At 36.4% G+C, this 14,831-nt stretch carries 22 protein-coding genes and 1 pseudogene; 10 read left to right on the forward strand and 13 right to left on the reverse strand.

Going from position 1 to position 14,831, the window contains the following annotated elements; genetic code table 11:
* Nucleotide 1: 1 nt before the first annotated feature.
* Nucleotides 2-616 carry a hypothetical protein gene (locus B3394_RS10785; RefSeq protein WP_286920400.1) on the forward strand — a complete coding sequence of 205 codons (615 nt, stop codon included), beginning with the start codon at nucleotides 2-4 and terminating at the stop codon, nucleotides 614-616.
* Here the strand turns inward: B3394_RS10785 and B3394_RS10790 are convergent.
* Nucleotides 584-1,180: an RNA polymerase sigma factor gene (locus tag B3394_RS10790; protein ID WP_286920401.1), complete on the reverse strand. Its 597-nt coding sequence runs from the start codon at nucleotides 1,178-1,180 to the stop codon at nucleotides 584-586. The genes B3394_RS10785 and B3394_RS10790 overlap by 33 nt on opposite strands.
* A 279-nt stretch (nucleotides 1,181-1,459) precedes the next feature.
* Here B3394_RS10790 and B3394_RS10795 point away from each other — a divergent pair, with 279 nt between their 5' ends.
* The 9 genes and pseudogenes from B3394_RS10795 (at nucleotide 1,460) to B3394_RS10830 (ending at nucleotide 8,225) form a co-directional block, all read left to right on the forward strand.
* Nucleotides 1,460-2,035 (forward strand): DUF6985 domain-containing protein, encoded by a 576-nt coding sequence (locus B3394_RS10795; protein WP_286920402.1) that lies wholly within the window; start codon nucleotides 1,460-1,462, stop codon nucleotides 2,033-2,035.
* Between the two features lie 74 nt (nucleotides 2,036-2,109).
* Nucleotides 2,110-2,637 carry a hypothetical protein gene (locus tag B3394_RS10800; RefSeq protein ID WP_286920403.1) on the forward strand — a complete coding sequence of 176 codons (528 nt, stop codon included), beginning with the start codon at nucleotides 2,110-2,112 and terminating at the stop codon, nucleotides 2,635-2,637.
* A gap of 241 nt (nucleotides 2,638-2,878) precedes the next feature.
* Entirely contained in the window at nucleotides 2,879-3,568 is a 690-nt protein-coding gene (locus tag B3394_RS10805) for a DUF6928 family protein (RefSeq protein WP_286920404.1), read from the forward strand.
* A 36-nt stretch (nucleotides 3,569-3,604) separates the two neighbouring features.
* Nucleotides 3,605-3,772: pseudogene (locus tag B3394_RS18170) on the forward strand (SMI1/KNR4 family protein); the annotation flags it as partial.
* Nucleotides 3,762-4,523, forward strand: a complete 762-nt coding sequence (locus B3394_RS10810) for a DUF4262 domain-containing protein (RefSeq protein WP_286920405.1) — start codon at nucleotides 3,762-3,764, stop codon at nucleotides 4,521-4,523. The pseudogene B3394_RS18170 and the gene B3394_RS10810, both read left to right, overlap by 11 nt.
* A gap of 8 nt (nucleotides 4,524-4,531) precedes the next feature.
* On the forward strand, nucleotides 4,532-5,818 hold the full coding sequence (locus tag B3394_RS10815) for a hypothetical protein (RefSeq protein WP_286920406.1): 1,287 nt from the start codon (nucleotides 4,532-4,534) through the stop codon (nucleotides 5,816-5,818).
* Nucleotides 5,819-5,874: 56 nt separating this feature from the next.
* Nucleotides 5,875-6,963 carry a DUF695 domain-containing protein gene (locus tag B3394_RS10820; protein WP_286920407.1) on the forward strand — a complete coding sequence of 363 codons (1,089 nt, stop codon included), beginning with the start codon at nucleotides 5,875-5,877 and terminating at the stop codon, nucleotides 6,961-6,963.
* Nucleotides 6,964-7,043: 80 nt separating this feature from the next.
* Complete coding sequence (locus B3394_RS10825) at nucleotides 7,044-7,745, forward strand: VIT1/CCC1 transporter family protein (RefSeq protein WP_286920408.1); 702 nt, start codon at nucleotides 7,044-7,046, stop codon at nucleotides 7,743-7,745.
* Between the two features lie 18 nt (nucleotides 7,746-7,763).
* Complete coding sequence (locus B3394_RS10830) at nucleotides 7,764-8,225, forward strand: hypothetical protein (RefSeq protein ID WP_286920409.1); 462 nt, start codon at nucleotides 7,764-7,766, stop codon at nucleotides 8,223-8,225.
* Between the two features lie 246 nt (nucleotides 8,226-8,471).
* Here the strand turns inward: B3394_RS10830 and B3394_RS10835 are convergent, their stop codons facing one another.
* The 12 genes from B3394_RS10835 to B3394_RS10890 form a co-directional block, all read right to left on the reverse strand.
* Nucleotides 8,472-9,272 (reverse strand): PRTRC system ThiF family protein, encoded by an 801-nt coding sequence (locus tag B3394_RS10835; protein ID WP_286920410.1) that lies wholly within the window; start codon nucleotides 9,270-9,272, stop codon nucleotides 8,472-8,474.
* Nucleotides 9,269-9,985, reverse strand: coding sequence for a PRTRC system protein B (locus tag B3394_RS10840; protein WP_286920411.1), 717 nt, complete (start codon nucleotides 9,983-9,985; stop codon nucleotides 9,269-9,271). The genes B3394_RS10835 and B3394_RS10840 overlap by 4 nt, the downstream gene beginning before the upstream one ends.
* A complete protein-coding gene (locus tag B3394_RS10845) occupies nucleotides 9,982-11,142 on the reverse strand; it encodes a hypothetical protein (protein ID WP_286920412.1) in 1,161 nt (386 codons plus the stop codon). The genes B3394_RS10840 and B3394_RS10845 overlap by 4 nt, the downstream gene beginning before the upstream one ends.
* Nucleotides 11,143-11,160: 18 nt before the next feature.
* The gene (locus B3394_RS10850; protein ID WP_286920413.1) at nucleotides 11,161-11,379 is read right to left on the reverse strand and encodes a PRTRC system protein C; all 219 of its coding nucleotides are present in this window, start codon (nucleotides 11,377-11,379) and stop codon (nucleotides 11,161-11,163) included.
* A gap of 11 nt (nucleotides 11,380-11,390) precedes the next feature.
* On the reverse strand, nucleotides 11,391-12,038 hold the full coding sequence (locus B3394_RS10855) for a prtrc system protein e (protein WP_286920414.1): 648 nt from the start codon (nucleotides 12,036-12,038) through the stop codon (nucleotides 11,391-11,393).
* Nucleotides 12,025-12,381, reverse strand: coding sequence for a hypothetical protein (locus B3394_RS10860; RefSeq protein ID WP_286920415.1), 357 nt, complete (start codon nucleotides 12,379-12,381; stop codon nucleotides 12,025-12,027). Before B3394_RS10860 ends, B3394_RS10855 begins: the two co-directional genes overlap by 14 nt.
* Entirely contained in the window at nucleotides 12,371-12,598 is a 228-nt protein-coding gene (locus B3394_RS10865) for a hypothetical protein (RefSeq protein WP_286920416.1), read from the reverse strand. The genes B3394_RS10860 and B3394_RS10865 overlap by 11 nt, the downstream gene beginning before the upstream one ends.
* Nucleotides 12,579-12,776 carry a 3-isopropylmalate dehydratase gene (locus B3394_RS10870; RefSeq protein ID WP_286920417.1) on the reverse strand — a complete coding sequence of 66 codons (198 nt, stop codon included), beginning with the start codon at nucleotides 12,774-12,776 and terminating at the stop codon, nucleotides 12,579-12,581. The genes B3394_RS10865 and B3394_RS10870 overlap by 20 nt, the downstream gene beginning before the upstream one ends.
* 11 nt (nucleotides 12,777-12,787) lie before the next feature.
* Nucleotides 12,788-13,264, reverse strand: coding sequence for a hypothetical protein (locus tag B3394_RS10875; protein ID WP_286920418.1), 477 nt, complete (start codon nucleotides 13,262-13,264; stop codon nucleotides 12,788-12,790).
* Nucleotides 13,265-13,269: 5 nt separating this feature from the next.
* On the reverse strand, nucleotides 13,270-13,716 hold the full coding sequence (locus tag B3394_RS10880; protein WP_286920419.1) for a DUF6908 domain-containing protein: 447 nt from the start codon (nucleotides 13,714-13,716) through the stop codon (nucleotides 13,270-13,272).
* Between the two features lie 71 nt (nucleotides 13,717-13,787).
* Complete coding sequence (locus B3394_RS10885; RefSeq protein WP_286920420.1) at nucleotides 13,788-14,321, reverse strand: antirestriction protein ArdA; 534 nt, start codon at nucleotides 14,319-14,321, stop codon at nucleotides 13,788-13,790.
* 44 nt (nucleotides 14,322-14,365) lie between these two features.
* On the reverse strand, nucleotides 14,366-14,764 hold the full coding sequence (locus B3394_RS10890) for a single-stranded DNA-binding protein (RefSeq protein ID WP_286920421.1): 399 nt from the start codon (nucleotides 14,762-14,764) through the stop codon (nucleotides 14,366-14,368).
* Between the last annotated feature and the right edge of the window lie 67 nt (nucleotides 14,765-14,831).

Below are 14,831 nucleotides of genomic sequence, written 5' to 3' on the forward strand. Positions count from 1 at the left end.
TATGGCATTCTCTATTGAAGATCAACTCACGGCGGACATGGATATTTTTATACCAATCGAAAACGCTCTTAATAAAATAATTCGGAGCGAAAAAAGTATATCAATCGTTGGCGAAATAATCTATCCGTTTCTGGATAATAGGATTGATGTATGTGCAATACATGTCGCAAGTGCCGGAGGCATACTACCTGAACGATTAATGGAATTAGACAATATTTTAAATGGTAATGCTTCAAAATTTCGAGCAGCGAGGCAACAATTTGAATGCAAGATTAATCCGAACCTTAATGAGATAAAGCGTTTCAAATCGGCATACCATCGGGAACTGTATATAGAAGATTTTGTTGATAAAGCTCGAAAAGGATTTGTTAGTTTCGATAAAACTGATATTAATAACCCTGGTGATAAATCATTTCATTTAGTAGCTTATCCGATATGGGGTAAAAATCAATTCTATGCTGTTCAAAATTTAGGTTTTGAAAAGATTTCATTTGACGGAATTATTCTAAATAATATTTTTAATAATCCCGATTTATTTAAGGAGTTTGAGTTGTTTAAAGGTATCTGGCTGTTTATCAATGCTTTATGGATTCCAAAGGAGTGCAACAACAATTAGCGCTATTCTTTCCTTTGATTTAAAGATATAGTCACGAACCATACTAGTCGCCTGTACCAAATGGTTACTAACTGTAGAGCTTGATACGCCCATAATTTCGGCTGCCTGTTGGTAACTCATACCTTCTAATCTACATAACTTAAAAGCTTGCTTGCGTTGTGGTGATAACTGATCCATAGCTTTGTCAAGTAGTTCCTGGCTTTCTTTCAGGTAAATACCTTCTTCTGTGTGGGAGTAACTTTCTAAAAAAGTTGAAACAATATGTTCTTGAAGCTTTTTGTCCCGTGCAATTTTTCGGTAAAGTTGATAAACCTCATTTTCCGCTACTTTATAAAGCCAGGATTTTATGGATAGGTCGGGATTAATGGTATCTCGTTTATTCCAAAGTATAACAAAAGTGTCCTGTAAGAGTTCGTCTGCCAGTTGTTCTGATTGAGTAAGCTTTAATAAGCGGTTGTAGATCCGGTTTGAATAAAGATCATATAAGGTATTAAATGCAGTTTCTTTCCCCTCTCCTAATTTAATTAGAAGTTCCTTTTCATCATATAGGGCTTTCGCTTTCAATTGTTGTATTCTTAGTCTAAATATAACGATTTAGCTATTAAATATCAAGGGATATAGGGAGATTGGCAAAGATGTGAAAATATTTGAGAATTGGTAGTATTTCTATTTTTCGCTTTAAAAAAACAACAAAAAAATAAAAAATGTGATATTTTGTGAATATATAAGATTGTAAATGGTAAAATATTAACTTGGATATACCGGAGTAGGAATTTGCAGAACAAGAACATCAATCATAATAAAGCGAAACCTTGGTGGAAATTTTGGTAAAAATCAGTAATTATGGAAAATGTAATTAAATCAAATATTATAGGAGAATTTAAACAGGATGAAACTTTTTCTGATTGGTGGAAAAGTTCTGCGATTGAAATTCCATTTTTAGACAATCTTAAGTTAGAGATTATATTTATGGATTTTGAGCCTGAATATGATAGAACATTTATTCAAGAGGCAGATCAGTCTTTGACAAATTTTTTAAAACTTACAACTAACGATAGAAGATCAATTTCCGGACTAGTTTTTAACAATTGTATGAACTTTTTGGCAGATGTGGGATTTGATGAGGCTGATGAGGCTTTAAGGCAAATCAAAAACGAAAATGAAATCTGGAAATTTATTCAGCCAACAGAAATTTATATTTCAAGACGGCACTCTGGAGATAATGATATTTACCTTCAAATTGCTTGTGAATGTGATTGGGAGGAGGAACATGGACTTCAACTTGTTTTTAGACAAGGAAAGCGATTAACCAGGATCAGCGGTCAAGATGGGCATCTAACAGAAGCCGATGCGTATGATAAACCGGACAGTGAAGATGAATTGTTATCTAAATTTAATACGATTGAACTTAATCCTTAATGTAGCTTTTGCTTGATTTGATTAACCAGTGGTAAGTTTACAAAACATTATTTTAATTTTAAAATAGACCAACTATGTCTATGACACAAATAGCTTTTGTAAAAAAAGCAACTATACCAACCAAAGCACAGATTCAGTATACTATACAACAACTAGGGTATGATTTCAAGATATTGAACGGACTTGATGAACAAATAGATCAGGAGGGAATTATGTGTAGTCTGAACGGAAAGCAGGTATATTTTGAAACATTTGTTGATGCTGCAAGGAATGTAGTATCGGAAAACGAAGCAGAGTGGATTGAGTCTGATTTAATGAATCAGGAAACGGCGATTTCCTTTGTTTGGGGTGGAGACTTTGTGGCAGGTGCATGCATAGGGCTTGTTTCAGTTGCGTTGATTGAGCTAAGTAATGCTTTCGTTTACTATATGGATGATAAAATGAGATATACAAAAGAAATGTTGCTCGGAGAAATGCCACAATATATGGAGGAACTAAGCAAGCAAAGCAAGGAAAATCTTCAAGAGATTGCGATGGTAAGTCAAGCAAATACACATTCAGAAAAAACATTTTGGGACAAGTTTAAAAAGATTTTCAATTAAATATTGCAGTAGTGATTTGTGAAAAGGCGGTTGGACACTTGGTTTGAACTTTCTTCACGTTTTATTAGCTGTTTTTAGTGGGGGCGCAATAGTAATCAGTACTTTTAATATATTAAAACAGAGGTCATGATCACTATTGACAATTATTTAGACATCATTACATCCATAAGAGAGCTGGTTAAGAATAGCTATTCTTGGAGCAAATGACGGAGTTGCAACTGACAAATAATTAAGAAAAGATATGGGATGGAAAGCATTTGCGATAATTATTAATAAACCAAGACAAGTTGACAATGAAATATTGTTAAATGAGTTATGCTTTGAAGGTATAACAAAAATTAAGGATGAGCAGTTTGATGTAGCTATAAATCCGGACGATAATACGGTTTATATAGGTTCATACAAAGACAATTTACTGGTGTGTACCCCTGAAATTCCTATGCTTTTTTTTGAAGATTATGAAACTCAAGCAGAACATGCTGTTAACCGTCTTTTTCCTAATTCCGAAATTTGCTCGTTTGTACTTCATAGTGTAGTAAACTTATGGGGGTACTCAGTGATAAAAAATGGAAAAAAAATTAGGACGAGAGCAGGAAGTGCTAACGATGGAACATTTATAGAAGAGGGTAATCCTCTTGATGAAGAAAAAGATCTATTGAGTAAGTCTAGATTGGATGACAGCGGAAAACGAATTTATGTTTTTGATGATTCCCCTGATGAGGTATTTAGTGAGGATCAAGTAGGTGAAAATTTTGTGTTTTCTATTTGCAAGCGATATTTTGATGAGGAATTAGATAGTGCTGATGATTCACTTTTTGAAACAATATTATCGGGGTACAGATATGAAAAAATTTCAGAAACGATGCTAAATAAAAATAAGCAGGAAATAAATACTATCGTTTGTGGAAAGCCTTGGTGGAAGTTTTGGTAACAGGTAAAATATGTAGAGAAGGTTTGGGGGAATTTTCCATCAAATGGGATAGCGATCGCTTCTAACGGTTGTGGTGACTTTTTGGTGTTATTACCATCAAAGCAAGACCGAAAGGTGTTAGGAAGAGAAATATATTTATGGTTCCATGAAAACGGGGAAACAGAAAAGATTGCGCAATCAATTGAGGAATTAAATGATGACTAAAAAAGAAAAATACAATTGTATAGAAGACAAGGAACTTCTTCGGAAAATTAAATTAAATGTCGATCAATTCGGACTTCAGGTAATTCATGTCAGTTCAACCAGCTATTTACCTTCATTTGCTTACAGCATTGGTCTGACAGAGACCTATAATCATCCGGAGATCATTTGCTTTGGACTTCCTAATGAAATTGCCCATGAGATAATTAATGATGTTGCGGTTATGATTAAGAAGGGAGAGCAGATTAAAAGTGAAAATATTTATAATGAAATATTTCAGGATAACCGGGCAGTATTTTTAAAAGTCGATAAGAGAAATATTCAAGATTATTTTGGTACAGCTTTGAACCATTATGGCGATAAGAATTTTGAAGCTTTACAACTTGTATGGACTGATCGGAACGATAAATTTCCCTGGGAAGAAGGGTTTGAAGAAGAGTTTTTATACAAACAACCTTTGCTTGACAGAAATGCTGATTTTAAATTTAATGAACCAAAAAACTTGACAGTTTTTACTACTCGTCAGTGGCTTGAAGAACAAAAGGTGATAGTAAGGGTTGTTCATGATGAGGATGGTGACTGGCAATTTCTAACTGGTGATCAAATGCCTGAAGACATAAAAATAGTAGCATTGGAAGAACTGATAAAACGTGATTGCTCCTTAAATGATGTGTTTGATTTAGGATATGGAGAGGCTGCGGATCGGGATTCTCAGGGCGGAGAATGGATAAGAAACAGAACTGAGTTTGAATAGTAAGTTTAATGCAAAATGATTTTATGAATTTGATAATGAACCTTTTTAATAAGAATAAATCAAGCATACAGGATGAATGGAACTCCAAAGGATCGAAATATGCTGAAGAAATCAATGAAATGATTGAAGTTGGCGAAAAAATCGGTTGGGAAAATTGGAAGGATAAAGAGCCAGAAGACAAGAGAGAACATTTAGCTGAAGAAGTAATTCGCCAGTTAAAGAAAGCTAACATTGATAATAGTGTGGAAGATTTCAGGAATCGTTTTCCACCATCACATTCTCCCATAATATCTTTTTTGGAAAAGCAAGCACAGAGCATAGAACAATTCCATTTTGTTGATGGGCAGAAAATTGTTTTCTTAACAGGCACTGCACATCAAAAAAGACAAGCATATATCTTAAATAATGATGAAATAGTAATACTCGATGAGGGCATTCATGCGATTGGTAAGTCTAAGAAAAATAATATTTTTGGAATTGCTACAGAAAACAAAATATCAACTTTTAAAGGTTGGGATGGAGAGCTTATACAAGAATTTAAGCTACATTATATTGCTCAACTTGGGATCACGGAATTAATTCCATTCAATGACGGAAATAAAGTCTTAGTAGTGACAGAAGAGGGGATTTTTCTCTTATCTCAAAATGGGGAGAAACTCATTCATCCGGTTAATGAAGACAATGAAGAAGACTGGTCTCCTTATATGAGCATGGAAAATGCTACATTATCCAATGATAACAGATACATTGTGGCTGGAGATCAAACGTATGACCATAGGGTATTAGATTCAGACGGTAACTTTTTAGGGAGTATTGGTCCGCAATCGTCTTATCCTCATTTTTGCCTATTCTCAAACGATGATGACCAGTTAATAACGAATTCCTGTCATTTCTATAATGGCGTTACTATTGGGGTTGATTCTGATATATTAAATGGAATATGTATTGAAGCCTATGTTGAAAGTGATGACTATAAAATAATTGATGAAGAAATGCGGGTGTATACTGGCTTAGCAACAAGCAAATATTATATACTTGGTGATGCTTATGGCTATATAAAAGCATTTGATAAAAATGGGAATAAGATATGGAGACATTTTTTAGGTTCAACAATAAGTGGGATGACAATTTCTGATGATGAGCAAATTTTATGGGTGGGATCTTCAAGTGGGATTTTACATAAACTCATTTTGGGAAAAGGACATAGAGATAACCACACTATTGGTAATGGGAATCATTATGAAGAATTCAGGCTTTTAGTTTGGAAAGACGAACCTCAGATATGGAAATGGTGAGTATTTCTTTCATAAATCATTGCAATTGATATTAATAAGTAACAGTAATTGAAAATATGAATTTTTTAAAAAGCATTTTTAAAAAGAAAGAAGATTTTGTAAAAACTGAGATTGATTTCTGGGACTGGTTTCAAAAAAACCAGAGAAAATTCTTTGAAGTTGTTAAGAATAGAAGTAATATAGAAAGAGATTTCTTTGATGAATTGTCTCCTAAATTATCAGTGCTTAAAGATGGTATTTATTTTTTGACAGGAATGTTTGATGATAATACAGCGGAACTGATTTTGACACCGGATGGAGTCATAAAAAATATTGCGTTTGTAGAAGATCTTGTGAAGTCAGCCCCGGTGATGCCAAATTGGAAGTTTACTGCATTAAAACCTGCTCTTGGAAAGGATAGCGCAAGAATAGAAATGGAACCATATACGTTTGATGGTGAAACGATGTTTTTCTATCCAATTGAGCATAAAAACTATCCGGATGAAATTGAAATAGAGATTGTTCACATAAATTATAGTGAAGAAAATAAATCAATGATAACAAACGGGACCTATATCTTCCTGGACAATTATCTTGGAGAATTAAAATCAGTAACAATCATTGACAGGGTATCGGTAATTCCTAAAGAGCAAGCAAAACAGGATTTGATTTCAATAGATAAGCTTTATGACTATTTGGTTTGGAGGGAGAAAGAGTTTATTGAGAAGTATGACGGGAAGCGACATGATACGGAAAATGATACCTATTCCAGTTTTGAGGCCGAACTTAATAACGGCAAACCTCTATTCGCTGTGATCAACACAACATTACTGGAGTGGGATAGTAAAGCCTCTCATCCGTGGATTTTAGAGGTGGTGATCAAATACGAGGGGGATGATAATAATGGAATGCCAGACAGCGAAACATATCAGTTGCTTAATATATTTGAAGATGAAATAATGCTGGAACTCAAAGATTCCGATGGTTATCTTAATATTGGTAGACAGACTGCCGATAATGAACGGCTAGTTTATTTTGCTTGCCAAGATTTTAGGAAGCCATCAAAGGTTATTGATGGTCTGAAAAACAAATACGATGGTAGAATAAGTTTGACTTATGATATTTACAAAGACAAATATTGGAGATCATTTGAACGATTCATGTAGAATGGATAAAATATAAGACTAACTTATTAGGGGGTATTTTAAAGGAAATAATTGGATATTTTTAAATAAATACAAATGATATGATCACAATTGACAACTATTTAGATAATCATTACATCCATAAGAGCAACTGGCTAAGGGCGGCTGTTCTTGGGGCAAATGACGGAATTATTTCTATTTCAAGTCTTGCAATTGGTGTAGCCGCGGCAAGTACGACAAGGGAGCCAATTGTTTTGGCGACAGTGGCCGGGCTTGTAGCTGGTGCATTGTCAATGGCTGCAGGTGAATATGTTTCTGTGAGTTCTCAAACTGATATTGAGCGAGGTGATATTGAAAGAGAGATACAGGAACTTAAAGATATGCCTGAAGAAGAACTTAAAATACTAGCACAGATATACGAAAGAAGAGGTTTAAAGAAGGAAACGGCTATGCAGGTGGCGATTGAGTTGACTGAATCAGATGCCCTTGGTACTCATGTCAGAGATGAGTTGGGTATCAATGAAATCAGTAAAGCAAATCCTATTCAGGCGGCATTAGCGTCTGGCGCAGCTTTTACAGTTGGAGGGCTGTTACCGTTATTAGTCATTCTTTTTGCACCAGTAAAAGGTATGGAATACTGGTTATATGGTTTTACTATTGTTTTTCTAATGATTTTAGGTACTACTGCTGCAAAAACAGGTGGTTCAAGTGCTTTAAAAGCAATTGTCAGAATTACGATCTGGGGTACAATTGCGATGGGATTATCAGCATTTGTAGGATCTCTTTTTGGAGTCAATGTTTAATATAAAATTACAAACAATATGAACGGAGCACATTGGCATTTAGTGGTAAATCATTTACCGATCGTTTTTCCTGTTGCAGGGCTGGTGGTTATACTTACAGGATTCATATCCAAATCTGAAGCGGTTAAGCGAACTGCTTATTTAATCTTTATTATTGGTGCTTTGTCTGTCCTGGCTGCTATGGCTACAGGTGATGGTGCTGAAGAGGTTGCAGAAAAAATAAGTGGGGTTACCAAAGATTATATCGAACGGCATGAAGAGACTGCCGAGACCTTTGCCTTGTTGTCTTATATATTGGGGGGCTTTTCCATATTTGGACTATGGTCAAGCTTTAAACAAAAAAGTTTTAATATGATTGTTACTGGTATCACAGTGATTTTCGCTCTGGTGGTGTTGTTTTTTGCCAAGCAGACAGGCACAACCGGCGGAGAAATCAGACATAACGAAATCCGGACTGATAGTCTTGTTTCGCCCGAATAAAACGAATATAGAATAGGGTTTTCTCTTTTGTCAGATTTCGTTAACGTAAATAGTATTAAACTGACTAAAATAAGGTTTCAACACTGGTTTTTTGCTTCTTTTTTTTCGCAGAAGGCTCATGAAAAAAGAAGCGCAAACAGCTCAGCCCCTCGTTCCAATCCTCCGGCTTGATGAGGTTGGTGGAAAGGGGTGTTCCGATTTTCGCGCCCGATTTTCTGATTTAGGAAATCGGACTGGGAGGTTTGATTAATTGACTGGTATAGGGGTACTTCTGAAATCTTTAAGATTTAGGAAAAAACCTTTGTAGGGTGTTAGCCCATTGCGGAATAAATTCCATAACAGGGAGCAGCCCATTTGAGCTAAAGTTGAATTAATGTACAGTTCCTGTTTCTGTAATGCTTCTGCTAAAGAACAACTCGGAGTGTTGTCTTGCTCCTCAGACTGCTTTAATAACTCTCCAAATTCATCGGTAATAAATGGCATAGTTGCGACTGTTTCAAATTCTTCGGAATCAGGTTGTGTGATCTTCGCTATTGTAGATAAAATAACTTGTCCCGTATTTTGACTATTTCCAAAATCCAACCAATATAGAGGGCGATTTGAATAGGCTTTATCGTTATTCTGCTTACTCAGTATGTCGGCAATTTCAAACCTTGTCTTAACATTGTCGACGCAAGAAATATAAATACTCGCTCTTTCGGGTAATTTGCCTAAACTACCTATTTCAAATTTCCTTGCTTCGGCTTTCCATCTTGTCCCTGACCAACGATTTATACGGTTTATAATTGCAACGGACTTATGTAAGCCAAGTTCGCTATGCGCAAAACGTTGTCTGCCCAGATTTGCCAAAGTAATTATATCATCATCCCACAGTCTTACAGACAAACCGGGATGTCCCAATTCTATTAAACTGTGGCTCATTTCCATTAAAGCTGTCATTAGCTTAGAGCCTGTTCCTCCTGCACCTATTACATTTACGGAAACAGGGTTAGTTGGATTGATCAGGTCTTTGTGCGTGAAGTGAACTTTTAATTTATCTGTGTTCATTTTATTAAATATTTAAGGGTTCTGTTTGTCTTTTTTAATGCTTCTTTCGGAAAGGAAGAGCCCGTTTCTATTTGATTTTTCCAAAGGCTTACACAATTTCCATTGACTGGATTGTGCTTGTCCAACAAATGACTGAAATAGCTATTGAAAAAATATTTTTCCCATGCCTGTATAAATTCCTCTATCGAAGCGGAATTTTTGATGTTTATATCCACTGTTCCCATGCATACGTGTCCATCCTCATAAATGTTAAAAAAAGGAGCATGGTACAATGATGTTTTTTCGGTAGGTCTGCGGTCTTTTCCAAGTGCAAAAACCATAAGATTTTGCTTATTGGCAAACCAAAGCATTGCAGGGATTTCAGCTATGCCATCCTGTATTCCCAAATTTTCAGTAAAAAACATTTTGACTTGCTTTTTTTTAGTGAACCAAAGTACAGTGCCGTTTTCGCTCGCATTGATATGTAAAACATTAGTAGGGAGTATGCCTTTTGGATTTAAAAATGCGCTGCTCTCTTCCTTTTCGGTGTTTAATGCCTTGCTCAATATCTTGGCTTCCTTGGTTGTCAAAGGGTGGGCATTAATGGGATTGCCGTTTTTGTCCATGTCGAAATGCTCAACATAGATATGTTTATCTTTTCCTTTACTTTGATAAAAAACCAAAGCCGATAAAGGGTGGTAAAGTGTTCCGAATGCTTCTGTTATATCTTTCATGTTTGAAAATTGTTCAATAAATAAATTAGGTCATCAATTATTGCAAAAACACGGGTCTCAAAATCTAAGGATTTGATGTTGGCATTTTTTCCATTAAAGCGATTGAAAATGATAGGTTCTTCGGTCTGCGCGTATTCTTGGAATTCGGTATTTACACTTTCAAAAAGTGTATCGAAAAGTAAACCTTTGTCATCGGCACAAAAGGAGACATATTTTTCCATACCGATACTATTTTCCTCGTCATCATCTTCTGTTTCTTTGCCTGATGGAACATTTCGAAAAATGTTCTGGTCAGGGTATTGCTCATAAATGGCAAAGGATTCATTAGCCAATTTAAAGCAGTCCCGTTCAAATTGATTTGTGATTTTAAAGCTATTCAGCCGGGCAGAAAATCGGCTCAGGTTATGATGATTGTATATTTTCTGTTCCATACGATCACCAATTATTTCTGCTTGAGTGATCTGAGTACCATAAGCTGAAATGTTCTCGTCCTGGTCATCACATAGTAGCCAATCGGTCATCATTTCATACATGGAATACAAATAACTATCTTCCTGTCTGTAATAGGGAATGGCTGCAATATGGTATAAATAGGAGCAAACAGAAAGGAGTAATTGCGCTGCCTTTTTTCGCTTGGAATCGTTGAGCATTTCAAAAAGTGGTATTACCGGAATGTAATAAAGCGTTGCTCTTGTATTGTAACGTTCTTCGGTTGTGAAATACGTTTTTTTATCCTGTTGTATCAACCGGAGTTCTTCCCAATCCCGGATTTTGCTAGATAACTGCGTTTCTATGTCATTCAAAGCCAAAGCAATATTATATGGATAGCCGTACTGTTTAGATTGCATTGGCGTTAAATGATAATGTTTAGCCAAGTGGTCGAGCGACAAGTAAAAATCACTTTCTGTTTTTTGGCTTTCACTACAAGCCTTAAAATTTTCGGGTGCTTCTAATTTTGGTAAAAATGAACTTTTTAAAAAACCATTGGTAACATTGCTATCGGGACAGATCGCTGCTTGTCCCGCAGAACCTCGTTTGCATCTTTTGGTCGTTGCATCCAATTTGCGAACTCGTTTAATTGTCGGTGTAACTGTTTTTGTTGCTGTTGTGTGGGTATGGTAATTGTTCCCGCTATAATTTGTTTGTGCATATTTCATCGTATTTGTTTTAATGGTTTAACCTTTTGTCCCCATAGCACTCTCAAAATGGTACTGTACGGCATCGCCTATGATTTGAGGAGCGGATATTTTGGCGGTGGTTAGAATAGGGTACATATTGCTGTAAAAGTTCATGACCGCTTCACAACTCCATTGAGGTTCGGGGTCAGATAGCTTAATTTCCTGTCCGTTTTCTGTTAGGATGAAAACTCGTTTTAATTGCGTTGCTAATAACATAATCTTCGGTTTTAATTATTCTGATCTTGATCTTCTTCTTCCCATTCTTGCTCAATTTCGCCTGTTGCATAAGCCGGATATAATGGGTCATTTTCCTTTTTAGGTTCTTCTAACGGTTGTTTGGGTGTTGCCGGAGCGTTAAATAGGTCAGGGGCAAACTTTGCAGATAGGGAGGTTCTCCGGTTTTGAATTTCCTCTGCGTGTTCCGGGTATTCCTCTGCCATTGGGACTTTAATCCAAGCTTCTTTAAATTCTCCTTTTTTTTCGAGTTCGTCCACCTTTTGCATTGCTGCATTGTATTTGTCCTGTTTGGTTTCGGTCTTAGGTGCAGTTACAGGTTTGGAAGCTTTTGATTTTTCCAATGCGGATTGTGATTTGGCGGCTTCTACTTGCTTTAAGTAGTTTTCCATATCAACCATTACGGCAGAAGTCAGTTCCATCGGGCTTTTTATGTCCTCAAAAAATGCTTCATCAATTTTTTGAGGAATTTCGGTAAAGGTCAAAGGAGGGATAAGGCTTTTTGCCTTATCTCCGCAACCTTGATTCTGTAACAGTACCGAAACGATCAGCTTGTCATCCTCGCCCTTAGCAATATTTAATAGTAGGGAGCCTGTTATATTTAATCTTGCTACTTGTCTGAAAAAATTAGTCGTTGCCATAGTTAATTCGTTTTTCTATTACCAATTCCTTTATTGTTTCTTCCGGGAAATTCATTTCCCGGAGACTTTTTTCATAGTCTGAAATCGTCTTTTCAAATTCCTTTGTTCCCTCGTCACCTGTTAGGAGCAGTTTTTTTACTGTTCCATTTTTGAGTGCGGTGTAAATGGTTTTTAACCGTCCCCGCGCAAACCGTCTTAAAGTGCCGAATTTGCGTTGTGTCATGGTGTTAACGCATTTGTTTAATAGTTCTAAATAGATGTCCGTCTGTTCATGCTTTCCTTTGCGGGATGCTTCTACAAATCGATTGTAAAGCCAATCGGTGAGTGCTTTTTCATTTTCCATTGTCTCTATCTTTTAAAAGTGGGTGTTTGATCTTGTTGTCATAATTTATTCTATAGCCGTTGGACTGAATGATGCCCTCTAAAAGGTTGCGGGCTTGACAGGCATCGTAATCGTCAGTTTTGGTCATGTCTAAATAATGAAGCCTTTCAAATTCCCTGACCATATTAGCGATGATGCTCAATGCTTTGTACTGCGTTTTATCTGCTAGATTGCTCATTTTGTTGCTCTTTTAGTTTTAATAGTTTATCATGTAAATCCGACCAGTATGCTTTGCGCTGCTTGTCGCTTTCTACAGGCGGAATGTGTTCATATTCTTTGTACCATCCTGTTTTTTCGATGGCATTTTCAAGGTCAGTTACTTCAAGGTCGCAACCGTTCAAGTCTGTTACTTTCATATCCGTTTGTATTAGTTAATGTGTAGTGTTTCCCGAAAAAGGGCTACGATCTTATTTGCTTGTTCCTCCTGTTTGCAGTCGTTTAACTTGTTTACCAATTCTTCAATCCGGTGAATTGGTATTGTTGCCGCAAATCTGTACTCCAATCGAACATTATTCAATTTAAATTGTACCCTATATGGTTTTGTTAATCGCTCCCGTAATTTGGCTGACTGAATTGCGAAGTCTACATTGCCTGTCTTATTGTATAATCCGATCAATTCCATCATTCTGAAGTATCTCCCGTAACGTTGGAGATTGCTCTTGCCTTTCCGCTTTTTCCTCTTTGATCTTATTCGTAAATCGTCTGTGAATTTTTCATAGCTATAGTAGGGATAACTTTCGAGCATGATCAAAAAGGCAAATAATGGTTGTTGCTTAAACAGTCGTCTTGCCTTGCGAATCCTACGGATGTTTTCCAATCTTTCTGCTGTGAATGGCTTACCCATAATTTTTACATTTGTTCATCTAGGTAGCCTGATTGTTGAATATTCGACAGCCAAAAATCAGCGAACAGCGTGTGATCTCGTTGTATCTTATGGTTTATTTCAGCGATTTTGAAATTTTCAAAAAAAATGCTTTCCTGATAAATCCCGCCCGATGCTTGTTGAAACATATAGGGTACAATTGAAACGAGATCAATGTTGCAATTGGTTTGCGTTCGGTTATCTACAACGATAAAACACATTTCCGGGTCTTGCATCTGATCACCGTTTTGTTTGAAATAGTGGCAAAGGCTGTATTGCTTTCCTATGCCGATAGGGGTTGAAATGTTTACGTGTAGGTATTCTATTACCAATGGGATCATTGGTTCATTTGTGATTTTAAGGTGATCTAAAGATTCCATTTTGTCTATCAACTCACAAAAGATCGTTTTTGCCTTCGTATTTAAAGTTTTCATAAGCTAAATTTTGATTTATACTGTTTTATGGCAACCGCCATTTGGCGGTTACCGATGATTAAAAAATGTTTTTAAGGATTCTGAAAAATATATCTGCCATTGCTCCAATAGTCCCCACAAAAAAGGTCTGTTGCATAGGCTTCGTAGTCGAAGTACTGCTTTGCGAAGTCTGTTAAATCGTCTCTTTGTTCGATAAGTTCACGTGCATAATCTTCTTCGCTATCGTACTCGCCGATGTATTCGCTTTCAAAAGCACTAATTAAGTCGTCTATATCTTCCTTTGACAAATCACCGCACCCGTTATTGCACCAAATCATAAAAGGCTCTTTTAGATTTTCTCCCATATTCTCTATTGCATCCCTAACCTCAAAAAAGCGGTCGCTTATCCAACTTTCATTGATTAGTGATTCCGGTATATTTTCGTAGTCCTGAAACATGTATTCCGGGTCTTGTTCGTCTTTATGCAACTTTTTGCAAGCCTTGTAAAACTCCTTTTTGTCTGCGTAGTCTGAAAGTTTTAACCACTTTCCACCAAGTGAACCCTCATTGTATTTTTTATACGTTCCTACGTAGATTGCGGCATCTGCTATATTTATTGTTGTCATGGCTTTTAATGTTAAATAGGTTTATATTAGGCTAACTAGGGTTATTAAAACGGCATATCATCGTCGATGTCATCCTCCGCAAAGTTTTCGTGAGCGGCTTGCTCTTTTGCGGGCTGCTGCCCTGTTTCGGCTTTTTTTCCGTTATGATGCAGTTTGATATTGGAGGTGTGAAAATTCAAACTAGCCTTTGCCTGTCCGTCTGCGCCTGTCCATGCTCTTGCACTTATCCTTCCGGTAAGTTCTACCAATGCACCTTTTGTTAAGATTTTTGCAGCTTTGGCACTTAGCCAATACGAGCAATCGAAAAACGTAGTTTGTTCGATTTTTTCGCCCTGTTTGTTACGGTAGCTTTCGTTGGTAGCTACTGAGAAATTCACCACTGTTTTGTCATTTGACAGGGTTTGCACGCTTGCATCTGCTGTCACTCGTCCGATAATGTTCATCTTTTTGTGTTTTAAGTTGTACAATTTTGTTTCGCTTGTTTTTCTCAGCTCCCTGTTTTTTTTGTTG

This window comes from Flavobacterium sp. UBA4197 (genome assembly GCF_002379575.1).
GTDB classification, from domain to species: Bacteria; Bacteroidota; Bacteroidia; order Flavobacteriales; family Flavobacteriaceae; genus Flavobacterium; species Flavobacterium inviolabile.

Bases quoted from the DNA above. Each gene is read 5' to 3' on its own strand.
- B3394_RS10785 (WP_286920400.1), top strand. From the start codon at position 2: ATGGCATTCTCTATTGAAGATCAACTCACGGCGGACATGGATATTTTT.
- B3394_RS10850 (WP_286920413.1), bottom strand. From the start codon at position 11,379: ATGTTATTAGCAACGCAATTAAAACGAGTTTTCATCCTAACAGAAAAC.
- B3394_RS10855 (WP_286920414.1), bottom strand. From the start codon at position 12,038: ATGGCAACGACTAATTTTTTCAGACAAGTAGCAAGATTAAATATAACA.
- B3394_RS10825 (WP_286920408.1), top strand. From the start codon at position 7,044: ATGATCACAATTGACAACTATTTAGATAATCATTACATCCATAAGAGC.
- B3394_RS10880 (WP_286920419.1), bottom strand. From the start codon at position 13,716: ATGAAAACTTTAAATACGAAGGCAAAAACGATCTTTTGTGAGTTGATA.
- B3394_RS10835 (WP_286920410.1), bottom strand. From the start codon at position 9,272: ATGAACACAGATAAATTAAAAGTTCACTTCACGCACAAAGACCTGATC.
- B3394_RS10815 (WP_286920406.1), top strand. From the start codon at position 4,532: ATGCAAAATGATTTTATGAATTTGATAATGAACCTTTTTAATAAGAAT.
- B3394_RS10885 (WP_286920420.1), bottom strand. From the start codon at position 14,321: ATGACAACAATAAATATAGCAGATGCCGCAATCTACGTAGGAACGTAT.
- B3394_RS10830 (WP_286920409.1), top strand. From the start codon at position 7,764: ATGAACGGAGCACATTGGCATTTAGTGGTAAATCATTTACCGATCGTT.
- B3394_RS10870 (WP_286920417.1), bottom strand. From the start codon at position 12,776: ATGAAAGTAACAGACTTGAACGGTTGCGACCTTGAAGTAACTGACCTT.
- B3394_RS10795 (WP_286920402.1), top strand. From the start codon at position 1,460: ATGGAAAATGTAATTAAATCAAATATTATAGGAGAATTTAAACAGGAT.
- B3394_RS10805 (WP_286920404.1), top strand. From the start codon at position 2,879: ATGGGATGGAAAGCATTTGCGATAATTATTAATAAACCAAGACAAGTT.
- B3394_RS10875 (WP_286920418.1), bottom strand. From the start codon at position 13,264: ATGGGTAAGCCATTCACAGCAGAAAGATTGGAAAACATCCGTAGGATT.
- B3394_RS10845 (WP_286920412.1), bottom strand. From the start codon at position 11,142: ATGAAATATGCACAAACAAATTATAGCGGGAACAATTACCATACCCAC.
- B3394_RS10810 (WP_286920405.1), top strand. From the start codon at position 3,762: ATGATGACTAAAAAAGAAAAATACAATTGTATAGAAGACAAGGAACTT.
- B3394_RS10860 (WP_286920415.1), bottom strand. From the start codon at position 12,381: ATGGAAAATGAAAAAGCACTCACCGATTGGCTTTACAATCGATTTGTA.
- B3394_RS10865 (WP_286920416.1), bottom strand. From the start codon at position 12,598: ATGAGCAATCTAGCAGATAAAACGCAGTACAAAGCATTGAGCATCATC.
- B3394_RS10890 (WP_286920421.1), bottom strand. From the start codon at position 14,764: ATGAACATTATCGGACGAGTGACAGCAGATGCAAGCGTGCAAACCCTG.
- B3394_RS10820 (WP_286920407.1), top strand. From the start codon at position 5,875: ATGAATTTTTTAAAAAGCATTTTTAAAAAGAAAGAAGATTTTGTAAAA.
- B3394_RS10840 (WP_286920411.1), bottom strand. From the start codon at position 9,985: ATGAAAGATATAACAGAAGCATTCGGAACACTTTACCACCCTTTATCG.
- B3394_RS10800 (WP_286920403.1), top strand. From the start codon at position 2,110: ATGTCTATGACACAAATAGCTTTTGTAAAAAAAGCAACTATACCAACC.